This window comes from Luteimonas sp. YGD11-2 (assembly GCF_004118975.1).
GTDB classification, from domain to species: Bacteria; Pseudomonadota; Gammaproteobacteria; order Xanthomonadales; family Xanthomonadaceae; genus Luteimonas; species Luteimonas muca.
Genome location: NZ_CP035376.1, coordinates 553,830 through 568,630, shown reverse-complemented (window position 1 = coordinate 568,630; position 14,801 = coordinate 553,830). Strand labels below are relative to the sequence as shown.

General features: G+C 70.0%; 11 protein-coding genes. 4 read left to right on the top strand and 7 right to left on the bottom strand.

What is annotated here, in order from left to right:
- Positions 1-2: 2 nt before the first annotated feature.
- The 4 genes from glf to acnD all read right to left on the bottom strand — a co-directional run bounded on the left by glf (position 3) and on the right by acnD (position 6,586).
- Positions 3-1,151 (bottom strand): UDP-galactopyranose mutase, encoded by a 1,149-nt coding sequence (gene glf, locus ERL55_RS02535; protein ID WP_129135030.1) that lies wholly within the window; start codon positions 1,149-1,151, stop codon positions 3-5.
- Positions 1,148-2,278: a glycosyltransferase gene (locus tag ERL55_RS02530; protein WP_241685874.1), complete on the bottom strand. Its 1,131-nt coding sequence runs from the start codon at positions 2,276-2,278 to the stop codon at positions 1,148-1,150. Before ERL55_RS02530 ends, glf begins: the two co-directional genes overlap by 4 nt.
- 457 nt (positions 2,279-2,735) lie before the next feature.
- Positions 2,736-3,950, bottom strand: a complete 1,215-nt coding sequence (gene prpF, locus ERL55_RS02525; protein ID WP_129135028.1) for a 2-methylaconitate cis-trans isomerase PrpF — start codon at positions 3,948-3,950, stop codon at positions 2,736-2,738.
- 26 nt (positions 3,951-3,976) lie between these two features.
- Positions 3,977-6,586 carry a Fe/S-dependent 2-methylisocitrate dehydratase AcnD gene (acnD, locus tag ERL55_RS02520; RefSeq protein ID WP_129135027.1) on the bottom strand — a complete coding sequence of 870 codons (2,610 nt, stop codon included), beginning with the start codon at positions 6,584-6,586 and terminating at the stop codon, positions 3,977-3,979.
- 229 nt (positions 6,587-6,815) lie between these two features.
- On the opposite strand from acnD, the gene queD reads away from it, so the two are divergent.
- Together queD and ERL55_RS02510 are read left to right on the top strand one after the other, a co-directional pair.
- Positions 6,816-7,169: a 6-carboxytetrahydropterin synthase QueD gene (queD, locus tag ERL55_RS02515; protein WP_129135026.1), complete on the top strand. Its 354-nt coding sequence runs from the start codon at positions 6,816-6,818 to the stop codon at positions 7,167-7,169.
- Positions 7,170-7,327: 158 nt separating this feature from the next.
- Positions 7,328-7,726: a phasin family protein gene (locus ERL55_RS02510; protein ID WP_129135025.1), complete on the top strand. Its 399-nt coding sequence runs from the start codon at positions 7,328-7,330 to the stop codon at positions 7,724-7,726.
- Positions 7,727-8,390: 664 nt separating this feature from the next.
- Here the strand turns inward: ERL55_RS02510 and ERL55_RS02505 are convergent.
- From ERL55_RS02505 to bioD, 3 genes are all read right to left on the bottom strand, one after another.
- A complete protein-coding gene (locus ERL55_RS02505) occupies positions 8,391-11,561 on the bottom strand; it encodes a multidrug efflux RND transporter permease subunit (RefSeq protein ID WP_129135024.1) in 3,171 nt (1,056 codons plus the stop codon).
- 6 nt (positions 11,562-11,567) lie between these two features.
- Entirely contained in the window at positions 11,568-12,875 is a 1,308-nt protein-coding gene (locus ERL55_RS02500) for an efflux RND transporter periplasmic adaptor subunit (protein ID WP_129135023.1), read from the bottom strand.
- Positions 12,876-13,138: 263 nt separating this feature from the next.
- Positions 13,139-13,882 (bottom strand): dethiobiotin synthase, encoded by a 744-nt coding sequence (gene bioD / locus ERL55_RS02495; protein ID WP_129135022.1) that lies wholly within the window; start codon positions 13,880-13,882, stop codon positions 13,139-13,141.
- Positions 13,883-13,930: 48 nt separating this feature from the next.
- On the opposite strand from bioD, the gene ERL55_RS02490 reads away from it, so the two are divergent.
- Both ERL55_RS02490 and ERL55_RS02485 read left to right on the top strand, forming a co-directional pair.
- The gene (locus tag ERL55_RS02490; protein WP_129135021.1) at positions 13,931-14,413 is read left to right on the top strand and encodes a GAF domain-containing protein; all 483 of its coding nucleotides are present in this window, start codon (positions 13,931-13,933) and stop codon (positions 14,411-14,413) included.
- Positions 14,410-14,793 (top strand): TfoX/Sxy family protein, encoded by a 384-nt coding sequence (locus ERL55_RS02485; protein ID WP_241685814.1) that lies wholly within the window; start codon positions 14,410-14,412, stop codon positions 14,791-14,793. Before ERL55_RS02490 ends, ERL55_RS02485 begins: the two co-directional genes overlap by 4 nt.
- Positions 14,794-14,801: the final 8 nt, after the last annotated feature.

The window sequence follows — 14,801 nt, the reverse complement described above, 5'->3', positions numbered from 1 at the left end:
CGTCAGGCCGTCGCCGCCGGGACCGCCGGCGGTGCCGCGGCGTGCGTGGCGAGGCCCATCTTCTCCTCGACGTACTGCGCGGCCTTCAGCGCCGCGCCCACGCACTGGTCCATGTTGTAGTAGCGGTACTGCGCCAGCCGCCCGACGAAGGTGACGTCGCGTTCGGCCATGGCCAGCGCCTCGTACCGCTTGAACAGCTGCTCGTTCTCGGGCCGCGGCACCGGGTAGTAGGGTTCGCCCTCGGCCTGCGGATACTCGCGCACGATCGAGGTGCCCGCGTGCTCCTGGCCGGTGAGGTGCTTGAACTCGGTGATGCGCGTGTAGGCATGGTCGTTGGGATAGTTGACCGTACCGACCTCCTGGTAACGCTGCGTGGCCGCCAGATGCTCGTGCTCGAAGCGCAGCGAGCGGTAGGGCAGCGCACCGAAGCGATGCTGGTAGTACGCATCCACCGGGCCGGTATAGACCAGGTGCCGCGCATTGAACCGCTCGCGTTCGGCGAAGAAGTCCACTCCGGTTTCCACGCGGATGTTGGCGTGGTCGAGGATGCGTTCGAACATCCGCGTGTAGCCGTCCACCGGCATTGCCTGGTAGGTATCGGTGAAATAGCGGTCGTCGCGGTTGGTGCGCGTGGGGATGCGTGCAGCCACCGATGCGGCGAGCTCCGATGGATCCAGCCCCCACTGCTTGCGCGTGTAGCCGCGGAAGAATTTCTCGTAGAGGTCGCGCCCGACCGCGTTCACCACCACGTCCTCGCTGGTGCGGATCGGGTCGCGCGGTTCGCGCACGTCGTCGAAGAACGCCTGGATGGTGTCCTCGTCCAGCGACAGCCCATACAGCCGGTTGACCGTGTCGACGTTGATCGGCAGCGGCACCAGCCTGCCGTCCACGCTGGCCAGCACGCGATGCTCGTACGGGCGCCAGCCGGTGAACTGCGAGAGGTACTCGAAGATGCGCGCGCTGTTGGTGTGGAAGATGTGCGGCCCGTAGGGATGCACCAGCACGCCATGCGCGTCGGTGCGGTCGTGCGCGTTGCCGCCGATGTGGTCACGGCGGTCGATCACCAGCACCTGCAGCCCGCGCTCGGCGAGCTGCCGTGCGACCACCGCACCCGAGAAGCCGGCACCGACGACCAGGACGTCGGTTCTCATGGTTCGCCCGCCCGCACCGCACGCACCGGCATGACCGCGCCAAGCAACTCCGAGCGCATGGTCGCCACCGTGGAATCCCACGAGGCATCCATCGCCCGGGCGATGCCTTCGCGCAGCAGCGCAGGATCGGCGCCGTCGATGGCGCGCGCCACCGCATCGAGGAATTCGTCGGTGGACCAGGCCACATCGACCACCGGGGTGAAGTTGCGCACCACGTCGGCCACCGCGGTCGACACCACCGGCTTGCCGGTGGCCATGTATTCGAGCGTCTTGGTCGGGTTGATGTAGCGGGTGGCGTCATTGAGCGCGAACGGCATCAGGCAGACATCGAAGCCCTTCACCAGCGCTGGCAGCGCGTCGTACGGCTGCTGCCCGAGCCAGTGGATATTCGGCAGGTCCGGCAGGTCGGCCCGTTCCACCTTCGCAAGCGGCCCGGCCAGGACCACCGAGGCCTGCGGGTAACGGCGCGCCAGCGCCTCGATCAGCGGATAGTCCAGCCGCTCGTCGATGACGCCCACGTAGCCGAGGATCGGTCCGGGCAGGTCGGCGACCGCATCCGGCACCTGCGTGGAGGCAAGCCGCGCGCGGCCGAAGTGGCCCACGTCCACGCCGCAGCCGTGGAAGTACACGGTGGGGTGGTGGCGCGCCTTGGCTTCGTACAGCTGGTAACCGCCGGTGAACACAATGTCCGCGCGCGACAGCAGATAGCGCTCGCGTGCGGCGATGTCGGGCGGCGCGAAGCGGAAGTTCGCGAGTTCGTCCATGCAGTCGTACACGGTGCCGCGCGCGCCAAAGCGGCCCAGCAGCACCGGCGCGCTCATCGGCGAATAGAACCACTGCACGGGGTTGGCGAAACGGCCGGCCAGCAACGGATGGCGCTGCAGCGCCTGCTCGATCAGCGGCAGCAGCAACCGCCACTGCGCATCGGTATCGGCGGGTGCGTCGTGGGGCAGGCGCGGCACCAGCCGCACCACGTTGGCATAGGGCTCGCTGACGTCCAGATGGGCGTCGCCCTCGCCGGGCATCGGATCCTCGACGAACAGCACCGCGTGGTGTGCGGCCAGCCGTGAGAACAGCTGCTGCGGCCGCTGCCACACGAAATCCCAGCGCAGGTGGCAGTGCACCATCAACGGGAAATTCCGGCCCCGGTCGGGGGCGGCACGTGGCGCGGGCTGGGAAACCACGGCACCCCCGCCCCGGCCGGCCGTGGCATGGGTGTACATGCCCTGGCCACTGTCGAGCCTGGCCGATGTGCGCGTCGTCTGTGGTCCTTCGAATGCCCTTGCCATGTCGGTTGTCTCCTGGGGGGAACCGAGTGTTCCGCCCGAAGGCCTCGCGGCAGGGTGAAGGTCCGGACAAGGAAAATTCAGGCAGCTGAACGTCGCGCCGGAAAGCCAGCGGTGGCACAGGCCGGCCATGCTGGCCGCGATCGCCACCCCGTTCCGCCGCGCGTGCGGCGGCCCCCGGCCACGACCGGAGTGCGCAGAGCCGGCACCAGGTCCGGATCGGCGCGGACAGCAGCGGCCACCCGGCGATGCCGACGGACCGCCGCATTGCCGGCGATGCGGCGATGCCGACGCCCGGTCAGGCCTCCACGGGCCCCATCGGCACCCGCACCATGCCCTCCATCAGCACCCGGGCGCTGCGGCTCATCACCGCGCGGGTCACCTGCCACTGGCCGTCCGCGCAGGCGGCTTCGGCGCCCACGCGCAACGCGCCGGAGGGGTGACCGAAGCGCACGGCCGCGCGTTCGCCGCCTCCGGCCGCCAGGTTGACGAGCGTGCCCGGCACCGTTGCCGCGGTGGCGATGGCAACCGCACAGGTGCCCATCATCGCGTGGTGCAGCTTGCCCATCGACATCGCCCGCACGTTGAGGTCGATGTCGGCCGCGGCGATGCGCTTGCCGCTCGACGCCACGTAGTCCGCCGGCGGCGCGACGAAGGCGACCTTCGGCGTGTGCTGGCGATTGGCCGCCTCGCGGGGGTCGCTGATCAGCCCCATGCGCAGTGCGCCGGCGACCCGGATCGCCTCCAGCCGTACCAGTGCATCGGCATCGCCGTTGATTGCCGGCTGCAGCTCGGTGCCGGTGTAGCCGATGTCGGCGGCGTTGACGAACACGGTGGGGATGCCGGCGGTGATCATCGTCGCCTGCAGCGGGCCGAGCCCGGGCACGTCCAGCGTGTCCACCACGTTGCCGGTGGGAAACAGCGCGCCGCCGCCCTCGCCTTCGCCCTCGTCGGACGGGTCGATGAATTCCAGCACGATCTCGGCGGCGGGAAAGGTCACGCCGTCGAGCTCGAAATCGCCGGTCTCCTGCACCTCGCCGTTGGCGACCGGCACGTTGCAGATGATGGTCTTGCCGATATTGGCCTGCCAGATCCGCACCGCGACCACGCCATCATGGGGAATGCGCGCGGGATCGACGAAGCCGTTGACGATCGCGAACGGCCCCACCGCGGTGCTGAGGTTGCCGCAGTTGCCGGACCAGTCGACGAACGCGGTGTCGATCGAGACCTGGCCGTAGAGGTAGTCGACGTCATGGTCGGGCTTCGACGACTTCGCGATGATCACGCACTTGCTGGTCGACGAGGTCGCCCCGCCCATGCCGTCGGTGTGCTTGCCGTAGGGATCGGGCGAGCCGATCACCCGCATCAGCAGCGCATCGCGCGCCGGCCCCGGCACGCGCGCGGCGTCGGGCAGATCCGCGAGGCGGAAGAACACGCCCTTGGAGGTGCCGCCGCGCATGTAGGTGGCGGGAATGCGCAACTGGGGCGGGGGGAGTCGGGATGCATGCGTCATCGTGTGGTCTCGTTGGTTGCGCGCCTTCAGGCCGCCTTCGTCGCGGCAAGGAAGTCCTGCGCGAAGCGCTGCAGCACGCCACCGGCCTCGTAGACCTCGACGTCCTCGTCGGAATCCAGGCGGCAGGTCACCGGCACCTCGAGGGTCTCGCCGCTGCGGCGGTGGATCACCAGGGTCAGGGTGGCGCCCGGGGCGCGGGTGCCGACGACGTCGAAGGTCTCGCTGCCGTCGATGCCCAGCGTCAGCCGCGTGGTGCCCGGCTTGAACTCCAGCGGCAGCACGCCCATGCCGACCAGGTTGGTGCGGTGGATGCGCTCGAAACCTTCGGCCACGATCGCTTCCACGCCCGCCAGGCGCACGCCCTTGGCCGCCCAGTCGCGTGACGAGCCCTGGCCGTAATCGGCACCGGCGATGATCACCAGCGGCTGCTTGCGCTGCATGTAGGTCTCGATGACCTCCCACATGCGCATGACCTCGCCCTCCGGCTCCAGCCGCGCCAGCGAGCCCTGCTTCACCGCACCGTCCACGACCGCCATTTCGTTGATGAGCTTGGGGTTGGCGAACGTGGCGCGCTGCGCGGTGAGGTGGTCGCCGCGGTGGGTGGCGTAGGAGTTGAAGTCCTCCTCCGGCACGCCCATCGACGCCAGGTACTCACCGGCGGCGCTGTTGCGCAGGATGGCGTTGGACGGGGACAGATGGTCGGTGGTGATGTTGTCGCCCAGCACCGCCAGCGGACGCATGCCGGTCAGCGTGCGCTCGCCGGCGAGTGCGCCCTCCCAGTACGGCGGGCGGCGGATGTAGGTCGACATCGGGCGCCAGTCGTACAGCGGCGGCACCTTCGGCCCGCTGTCGACCTGCAGCTTGAACATCGGCCCGTAGACGGCGCGGAACTGTTCCGGCTTGACGCTGGCCTTGACCACCGCGTCGATCTCGGCGTCGCTGGGCCACAGGTCCTTGAGCGTCACCGGCCGGCCGTCGGCATCGAGGCCCAGCACGTCCTTCTCGATGTCGAAACGCACGGTGCCGGCGATCGCATACGCGATCACCAGTGGCGGCGAAGCCAGGAACGCCTGCTTGGCATAGGGATGGATGCGGCCGTCGAAGTTGCGGTTGCCCGACAGCACCGCGGTCGCATACAGGTCACGGTCGATGATCTCCTGCTGGATCGCCGGGTCGAGCGCACCGCTCATGCCGTTGCAGGTGGTGCAGGCGAAGCCGACGATGCCGAAGCCGAGCGATTCCAGTTCCGGCAGCAGCCCGCTTTCCTGCAGGTACAGCTCCACCGCCTTGGAACCCGGCGCCAGCGAGGTCTTGACCCACGGCTTGCGGGTGAGTCCGCGTGCGTTGGCGTTGCGCGCCAGGAGGCCCGCGGCAATCACGTTGCGCGGGTTCGAGGTATTGGTGCAGCTGGTGATGGCGGCGATGATCACCGCGCCGTCGGGCATCAGGCCCTGGGCTTCCTGCTCGCGCGCGGTGGTCAGGTCGGTGGAGATGCCACGCGCGGCCAGCTCCGAGGTCGGCAGCCGGCGATGCGGGTTCGACGGCCCGGCCATGTTGCGCACCACGCTCGACAGGTCGAAACGCAGCACGCGCTCGTAGCGCACCTCGCGCAGGTCGTCGGCCCACAGGCCGGCGGTCCTGGCATAGGTTTCGACCAGTGCGACCTGCTGGTCCTCGCGGCCGGTCAGGCGCAGGTAGTCCAGGGTCTGGTCGTCGATGTAGAACATCGCCGCGGTGGCGCCGTACTCCGGGCACATGTTGGAGATCGTCGCGCGGTCGCCGATGGTGAGCGCGGATGCGCCCTCGCCGAAGAACTCGAGATACGCGCCGACCACCCGCTGGGCGCGCAGGAATTCGGTCAGCGCCAGCACCACGTCGGTGGCGGTGATGCCCTCGGCCGGACGGCCGGTGAGCTCGACGCCGACGATGTCGGGCAGGCGCATCCACGAGGCACGGCCGAGCATGACGTTCTCGGCTTCCAGCCCGCCGACGCCGATCGCGATCACGCCGAGCGCATCGACATGCGGGGTGTGGCTGTCGGTGCCGACACAGGTGTCCGGGAAAGCGACGCCGTCGCGCACGTACACCACCGGCGACATCTTCTCCAGATTGATCTGGTGCATGATCCCGTTGCCCGGCGGAATCACCTCCACGTTGCGGAATGCATGCCGGGTCCACTCGATGAAGTCGAAGCGGTCGGCGTTGCGGCGGTCCTCGATATCGCGGTTGCGGGTGAAGGCATCCGGGTCGAAGCCACCGCATTCCACGGCGAGCGAGTGGTCGACGATCAGCTGCACCGGCACCACCGGATTGACCTGCGCCGGGTCCCCGCCCTGCTCGGCGATCGCATCGCGCAGGCCGGCGAGGTCCACCAGCGCGGTCTGGCCGAGGATGTCGTGGCACACCACGCGCACCGGCCACCACGGGAAATCGAGGTCGCGGCGGCGCTCGATGAGCTGCACGAGGTAGTCGCGCAGTTCTGCCGGATCGGCACGACGCACCAGGTTCTCGGCATGCACGCGCGCGGTGTAGGGCAGCCCGGCCCAGGCGCCCGGCTGGATCTCCTCGACCGCAGCGCGGGCATCGAACCAGGCGAGCGGGGTGCCGGGAAGCGGCTTGCGATAGGGGTTGTTCATGGCGACGGCGACTCCGTAAGGCGGACCCTGCAGGCGCGCATGCGGCACGCCCGGCACGAACCGGGGCGCGCCGCGGCGCCGATGACAGGTGGACGCGGTGATTTTAGCCCGCGCAGCCACAACCGCCGGCGACCATGCGGCGATGCACGCCCTTGAAACGCGTCCGGACGAAGCCGGCGCGGACTACGCGGCCGCGGTATCCTGCCGCGCCGTCCGACACCGCGCCCGCATGGATATCTTCAAGGTCTTCACCGTGGAGGCGGCCCACCGCCTGCCGAACGTGCCCGAAGGGCACAAGTGCGCGCGCCTGCACGGGCATTCGTTCCGCATCGAGATCCACGTGAGCGGCGAACCGGGCGTCGACAGCGGCTGGATCATGGACTTCGCCGACCTCAAGGCGGCATTCCGCCCGCTGTACGACCAGCTCGACCACCATTACCTCAACGAGATCGAGGGGCTCGAGAACCCCACGAGCGAGCGACTCGCGCTGTGGATCTGGGACCGGCTGAAGCCGCGGCTGCCGCTGTTGAGCGAGGTCGTGGTGCACGAGACCTGCACGTCGGGCTGCCGCTACCGCGGCTGACCGGCACCGGCACTTCGCCGCCCTGGCCGCGGGGCGAGCTATCCGGCGGTTGAACAGCCATCGCCCCCGATCACCTTCCATGTTGCAATGCAACATAGGTCGCGGTATGGTGCACTGCACAAACCGGCGCCCCTGCCGGCAACAGCAGGATGTCGATCATGAACACGATCAATGAGCAGTTCACCAACGCCACCCGCCAGTACGCGGACACCGCGGCCCAGGTCAACCAGCTGGCGCTGCAGAACTTCGAGAACGTCTTCGGCCTGCAGCTGAGCACGCTCGAGACCAATACCCGCGCGGCGTTCGCCTTCTGGAACGAGCTGGTGGAAGCCCGTGACCCGGACGCGATGCGCAACCTGTGGCCGAAGGGCGTGCAGGTCGCCCGCGAGAACGTCGAGCGCGCGATCGGCGCCAGCCAGGAGGCCATGGCGCGCACCGTGCAGGCCAATGAGGCCATCGGCCAGATCGCCAAGGGCCAGCTGGACTCGGCCACCGCGCAGGCGCAGGCCACCGTGCAGACCGCCGCCCGCCAGGCCGGCAAGTCGGCCCGGGCCTGATCAGGCCAGACCGGCGAAGTCTGCCGGTCGCGTGACACTGAAGACCCGGCCGCCCAGCGGCCGGGTCTTTCTGTTTGTGCAGGACCGTGCAATGCGCATCGCCGTGCAGGCTCCCGCGCCCGGTAATCAGCGAACGATCAGAAAGGCGGTGTCCCCCGCAGGAATCCGGGAGGCCCACCACGGACGCAGGGGGATGTCCAGCCGGATATCTCCGCGTCCTGCTACCACATCCGGCCGCCGGCCATCCATGGCCGGCTCTGGACATCCCCCTGCGTCCGCGGCGGGCCCCGACCTGTCGTCGCGTCGGGGCGGAGGCAACAGCGGAAATCAACGGCGAAGATCGGTCGAGCCGCAAGCAGGCGACTTCGGCGGCAACCGCTCCTGACATTCGTGCCGGAGCCGGCGACCGCCTGAGCCCGTCGCGTGCACCGGGGGGTGTGCGGACAGCCGGCCATGGATGGCCGGCGGCCGGCCGTGGTAGCTGGACGCGGACTCCGGCCGGGGGAGCACACCCCCCGGTGCACGCGACGGGCAGCGCGAGCCACAACGAAGCCACCCACGGACGCACAAACATTCCAACCGTATACCGTCGCTCCGCAATCTGAAGATGACCCAGAAAAAAGCCCCGCCATTGGCGGGGCTTTCGTCTGGCCGACCCGAGCCGTCAGCCGACGGCGCTGGAATCCGCGTGGTGCTGGGCCTGCACCGAGCGCGACGGCTGGTCGAGCCTGTCGCCCAGCACCCGTCGCACGATCACGAAGAACAGCGGGATGAACAGCAGGCCGAGGAAGGTCGCGAACAGCATGCCGCCGATCACGCCGGTGCCCAGTGCGTGACGTGCGTTGGCGCCGGCGCCGGTCGACAGCGCCATCGGCGTCACGCCCATGATGAAGGCGAACGAGGTCATCAGGATCGGGCGGAAGCGCAGGCGCGCCGCCTCGATCACCGCCTCGCCCAGCTTCCTGCCTTCCACCAGCTGCTGCACCGCGAACTCGACGATCAGGATCGCGTTCTTCGCCGCCAGGCCGATCACCGTGATCATGCCAATCTTGAAGAAGATGTCGTTCGACAGCCCGGGCCGCAGCATGGTGAACACCACCGCGCCGAGGATGCCCAGCGGCACGATCAGCAGCACCGCCACCGGGATCGACCAGCTCTCGTAGAGCGCGGCCAGCGCCAGGAACACCACCACCACCGACAGCACCAGCAGCAGCGTCGCGGTGTTGCCGGCGATGATCTCCTGGTACGACATGCCCGCCCAGTCGGCACCGAAGCCCGGCGGCAGTTCGTTCGCGACCAGGTCCTCCATCGCCTGCATCGCCTCGCCGGAACTGCGCCCCGGAGCGGCGGAGCCGACGATGTTGACCGCGGCGTAGCCGTTGTAGCGGGTCAGCGATGGCGTGCTGGTGACCCACTGCGCATCGACCACGTTCGACAGCGGGATCATCGCGCGGTCGCCGTCCTCGCCCGGCTGCGCGGCCGGGGTATAGAAGCGGTTGAGCGAACCCGGGTCGGTGCGGTACGGGGCATCCGCGCGCATGTTGACGCGGCGGATGCGGCCTTCCGAGAAGTAGTCGTTGACGTACACCGGGGCCAGCATCAGCTGGATGGCGTTGTAGATGTCCCCCACCGACAGGCCCATCGCCTCGGCCTGCACGCGGTCGACCGTGAGCCTGAGCTGCGGTGCGTCCTCCAGCGTGTTCGGGCGCACGCCCTGCAGCAGGTCGGGCTGCTGCGCGGCGGCGCCCAGCAGCTGGTTGCGCGCAGCCTGCAGCGCCTCGCGGCCGGCACCGGCGCGGTCCTGCAGGTACATGTCGAAGCCGCCGAACTGGCCCAGGCCCTGGATCGTGGGCAGGTTGACCACGAAGATCTGCGCGTCGCGGATGCCGTACAGCGCGCCATTGGCCTCCTGCAGGAAGTCATTGACCGTGCCCTCGCGCTCCGCCCAGTCGGTGAGCTTGATGAAGGCCATGCCGACGTTCTCGCCCTGTCCGACGAAGCTGAAACCGGCGACCTGCATCATGCTTTCGTAGCCCGGCAGCTGTTCGAGCGTCGCGCGGACATCCTCGAACACCGCCTGGGTACGCTGCAGCGTGGCGCCGGGCGGCAGCTGCACGATCGCCATCGCATAGCCCTGGTCCTCCTCGGGCACGAAGCTCGACGGCAGGCGGGCGAACAGCAGCCCGGTGACCGCGACGATCACCACGAACACCAGCATCCACTTCGGCGCATGCCGCACCGCGCTGGAGATGTGGCGCACGTACACGCCGCTGGTCTTCTCGTAGTAGCGGTTGAAGGTGCGGAACACGACGTTCTGCTTCTTCTCCCCGGGCTCGTGCTGCTTGAGGAACGTCGCGCACAGCGCCGGCGTGAAGCCCAGCGCGAGGAACGCCGAGAAGCCCATCGAGATGGCGATGGTGAGTGCGAACTGCTTGTAGATCTCGCCCGAGGCGCCGCCCTGCAGCGCGCTGGGGATGAACACCGCCGCCAGCACCACGGTGATCGCCACCACCGCGCCGGTGATCTGGTCCATCGCCTTGATGGTCGCCTCGCGCGCTGGCAGGTGTTCCTCCGCCATGATGCGTTCGACGTTCTCGATGACGATGATCGCGTCGTCGACCACGATGCCGATCGACAAGACCATCGCGAACAGCGTCAGCTGGTTGACGGTGAAGCCGATCAGCGACAGGCCGAGGAAGGTGCCCAGCAGCGCCACCGGGATCACCAGCGTCGGGATGATGGTGGCGCGCAGGTTCTGCAGGAACAGCAGCATCACCAGGAACACCAGCACCACCGCCTCGAGCAGGGTGACCAGCACTTCCTGGATCGACATGGTGACGAAGGTGGTGCTGTCGAACGGGCTGAACCACTCCACGCCTTCGGGGAAGCTCGCCGACAGCTCGTCCATGCGCGCGGTCACCGCGTCGGCGACGGTCAGCGCATTGGCACCGGGCAGCAGCTGGATCGCAAAGGCACCGGTCGGCACGCCGTTGAAGCGGGTGTCGAAGCCGTAGCCGGAGGCGCCGACCTCGAGCCGGGCGACGTCGCGCAGCCGCACCGTGGATCCGTCGGCATCGGCGCGCAGGATGATGTTCTCGAACTCCTCCGGCGAGGCGAAGCGGCCTTCCGCAGAGACCGTGGCGGTGAAGCCCTGGCCCTCCGGGGCCGGGTCGGCGCCGAGCGAGCCGGCGGCGAACTGCACGTTCTGCGCGCGCACCGCGGCCAGCACCTCGCTGGCCGACATCCCGAAGCCCTGCAGCCGCTCCGGGTTGAGCCAGATGTTCATGGCGTACTCGGAACCGAACTGCTGGGTGCTGCCCACGCCCGGCACGCGCGCGATCTGCTCGAGCACGTTGGCGCCGATCATGTTGTTGAGCGCGTTGCGGTCGATGGCGGGATTGGACGAACGCAGCGCCACCACCATCAGGAAGCCGGCGTTGGCCTTGGCCACCACCACGCCCTGCTGGGTCACCTGGGTGGGCAGGCGCGGGGTGGCCAGTGCCACCTTGTTCTGCACCTGCACCTGGGCGATGTCGGGGTCGGTACCGGTCTGGAAGGTCAGGGTGATGCTGGCGCGGCCGGACGAGCTCGAGCTGGAGCTGAAATACAGCAGGTTGTCGATGCCGGTCAGCTGCTGCTCGATGACCTGGGTGACCGCCTGTTCGGTGGTCTGCGCATCGGCACCGGGGTAGGTCGCGCCGACGGTCACCTGCGGCGGCGCCACGTTCGGGTAGGACTCCACGCCCATGTTGAGCACGGCGATCAGGCCCGAGAGCGAGATCAGGATCGAGATGACCCAGGCGAAGACCGGGTGGTTGATGAAGAACTTGGGCATGGCGGATCAGTCCTGGGTGTCGGCCGGTGCTGCGGCCTCGCGTGCCGCGGCCCCGGCGGCGTCGCCCTGCGCATCCGGCGGCACGGCGGCAGCGCCGTCAGCGCCCGTCTGTCCGTCGGCACCTGCGGCACCCGCCTCGCCGGCAGCGGCAGGGGCGGCTGCGGCGTCGCCTTCGGCGGTGGGTGCGGCCGGGCCCCGGCCCGCTGCGGCCGGCTGCCACGGCACCGCCACCGCGGGCGCATCCGCGCGCACGCGCTGCAGGCCGGAGACGATCACCTGGTCGCCGGGCGACAGGCCCTGGCTCACCACCCACTGGCCGTCCTGCGCGCGGTCCACGGTGACGTCGCGGCGCGCGACCATGCCGTCCTGGCCGACCACCATCAGGTAACCGCCGGCCGGATCACGCTGCAGCGCGCTCTGCGGCACCAGGTACAGGCCGGACTGCTGGCCCATCGTCGCCTTGAGGGTGACGTAGGCGCCGGGCAGCAGGCGGCGGTCGGGGTTGGGCAGCGTGGCGCGCAGCGACACCGCGCCGGTGGCGGGGTCGACCACGTCACCGGAGAAATCCACCTCACCGGCGTGCGGATACACGCTGCCGTCCTGCAGCAGCACTTCCACCGCCACCGCGCCATCGCTCTGCAGCTGGCGACTCCGCAGGTCCTCGAGCTCGGCCAGGCTGAGCGAGAAGTTCACGTACAGCGGATCGATCTGGTCGACGGTGGTGAGAAGCGTGGCCGTACCCTGCCCGACCAGCGCACCCTCGGTGACCTGCTGCTTGCCGGCACGGCCGGAAATCGGCGCGCGCACGGTCGCGTAGCCGAGGTTGATGCGCGCGGACTCCGTCGACGCGCGCGCCGCCTGCACCGCCGCGGTCGCGCTGCGTTCGGCGGCCAGCGCGTTGTCGAGGTCGGAGCGCGAGATGAAGTTCTCCGGTGCCAGCCGACGCGCGCGCTCGGCCATCGAGCGGGCGTTGGCGGCGTTGGCCTCGGCCTGCGCCAGCGCGGCCTGGGCGGCGCTGAGGTCGGCCTGGAACGGTGCCGGGTCGATCACGAACAGCACATCGCCCTCGCGCACGTCGCTGCCTTCCTCGTAGACGCGGCGCTGCACCACCCCCGGCACGCGGGCGCGCACGTCGGCACTGCGGAACGGCGCCAGCCGCCCGACCATGTCCTTGGTCATCGCCACCGTCGACGGCTGTACCGTGATCACTCCGACCTCGGGCGGCGGTGGCGCCTGCTGTTCCTGTTCGCCACCGCAGGCGGCAAGCAGGAGGGCACTGGCGGCAAGCGCGATCAGGCGCGGACGCATCGACATGGGGGAGCTCCGTGGAAAAGGGATAACCGGCACCCGGGCGGGCGCCTATTGCTATACCAGTGAGTACAGGAAAAAAAGTCTAAGCAGTCGCGTGCCGGAAGTCACCAGAAATGTCGGCCGATTCCGCATGCACCATGGTGCTGGCCGGGTGCACCCGGCCCCGAAAGGCCAGCTGTCACGCGGCGGGGGACCTCGCCGGCACCGCGGACAGAACGCAAGCGGCAGCCGCGGCGGGCCACGCCGGCGGCGCGGCCCCGGGCGCCCTAACCGGCCCCGACGCGCGGCCTGCCGGTGCCGGCGATGGCAGCCGCGGCCGCGGCCAGGTGCACGCCCTGCGACGCCGGCCCGGCGTCCGGCGCATATGGCAGCACGCCGAGGCAGGGCGCCGGCAGCGCGGCACGCAGCAGGTCCAGATAGCCGTCGCGGTGCTCGAACCGCGGGTCGACGGCACTGCCGACCCAGCCCAACAGCCGGCAGCCGTCGGCGATCACCGTCCGCGCGCTCAGGCGTGCATGGTTGAGGCATCCCAGCCGCAGGCCGACCACCAGCAGCACCGGCAGCTGCAGCGCGCGCGCCAGGTCGGCATGCTCGATGCCGTCGCCCAGTGGCGACAGCCAGCCACCGGCGCCCTCCACCACCACGATGTCGGCGCCAGCCGCCAGGCGTGCGTGCGCGGCCAGCACCGGCGCCAGCTCCACCCGCACCCCGGCCGCACGCGCGGCAAGCTGCGGCGCGGTCGGTTCCGGCAGCGCCCACGGGTTGACGTCGGCATACCGCGGGCGCGACGTGCTGGCCTCCTGCAACGCCAGCGCATCCTCGTTGCGCAGGCCGTCGCCGGTCGGCTCGCAGCCGGCGGCCACCGGCTTCATGCCCACCGCGCGCAGGCCCCGCGCGCGCAGCGCATGCAGCAGCGCCACGCTGCACAGGCTCTTGCCGACCCCCGTATCGGTGCCGGTGACCAGCACGCCGGGGGTGGCCGTCGTCCCGGCCTGCCTGCTCTCCGCCATGCGCTGTCCTCCGTCAACCGGTGCGGTCGCCGCGGTAGACTGCGGCGCATGTTCACATCGCAAAGTCTAAGCGGCGACAAGCCGCAGCAATACGCCCAGCTGGCCGAACAGGCCCGCGCCCTGCTGCACGGCGAGCGCGACCGCGTCGCCAATGCCGCCAACCTGTCGGCGCTGGTCTATCACGCGCTGCCGGACCTCAACTGGGTGGGCTTCTACTTCTTCGACGGCACCGAGCTGGTGGTCGGGCCCTTCCAGGGACAGCCCGCCTGCGTGCGCATCCCGCTCGACCGCGGCGTCTGTGGTGCCGCGGCGCGCACCCGCACCACCCAGCGCATCGATGACGTGCATGCGTTTCCCGGCCACATCGCCTGCGATGCGGCGTCGCGCTCGGAACTGGTGGTCCCGCTGGCCGATGGCGAGCGGCTGGTCGGCGTGTTCGACATCGACAGCCCGCAGCCGGCGCGCTTCGATGCCGAGGACCAGGCCGGGCTGGAAGCCGTGGCCGCGATCTTCATGGAATCGCTGCGGTGAGCGGCGGCCGGTCGCGCGATCCGGGGCTGCGCAACATCGGCCCGAAATCGTCGGCCTGGCTGCGGCAGGTCGGGCTGCACACCCGCGAGGACCTCGCGGCCGCGGGCCCGGTGGACGCGTACATGCGCGTGCGCCGCGCCGGCTTCCGGCCGAGCATGAACCTGCTGTACGCGCTGGAAGGCGCGCTGCAGGACTGCCACTGGCAGGAGGTCCCGGAAGCGCGGCGCCAGCAGCTCGGTGAAGCGCAGGCGGCGATCGCCGAGCTGCCCGATCCCAGGCGTCCGGCCGCAGGCCCGGTCACCACCACCCGTCACGATCACGGTGACGGAAGCGCCGACGACGCCGGTCCCGGCTGGCGGGACGAACCCGGCCGCGACTGACCCGCGAC

Coding starts and splice junctions, on each gene's coding strand:
- ERL55_RS02510 (WP_129135025.1), top strand. CDS start 7,328: ATGAACACGATCAATGAGCAGTTCACCAACGCCACCCGCCAGTACGCG.
- acnD (WP_129135027.1), bottom strand. CDS start 6,586: ATGAACAACCCCTATCGCAAGCCGCTTCCCGGCACCCCGCTCGCCTGG.
- ERL55_RS02490 (WP_129135021.1), top strand. CDS start 13,931: ATGTTCACATCGCAAAGTCTAAGCGGCGACAAGCCGCAGCAATACGCC.
- queD (WP_129135026.1), top strand. CDS start 6,816: ATGGATATCTTCAAGGTCTTCACCGTGGAGGCGGCCCACCGCCTGCCG.
- ERL55_RS02505 (WP_129135024.1), bottom strand. CDS start 11,561: ATGCCCAAGTTCTTCATCAACCACCCGGTCTTCGCCTGGGTCATCTCG.
- glf (WP_129135030.1), bottom strand. CDS start 1,151: ATGAGAACCGACGTCCTGGTCGTCGGTGCCGGCTTCTCGGGTGCGGTG.
- bioD (WP_129135022.1), bottom strand. CDS start 13,882: ATGGCGGAGAGCAGGCAGGCCGGGACGACGGCCACCCCCGGCGTGCTG.
- prpF (WP_129135028.1), bottom strand. CDS start 3,950: ATGACGCATGCATCCCGACTCCCCCCGCCCCAGTTGCGCATTCCCGCC.
- ERL55_RS02530 (WP_241685874.1), bottom strand. CDS start 2,278: ATGGTGCACTGCCACCTGCGCTGGGATTTCGTGTGGCAGCGGCCGCAG.
- ERL55_RS02500 (WP_129135023.1), bottom strand. CDS start 12,875: ATGTCGATGCGTCCGCGCCTGATCGCGCTTGCCGCCAGTGCCCTCCTG.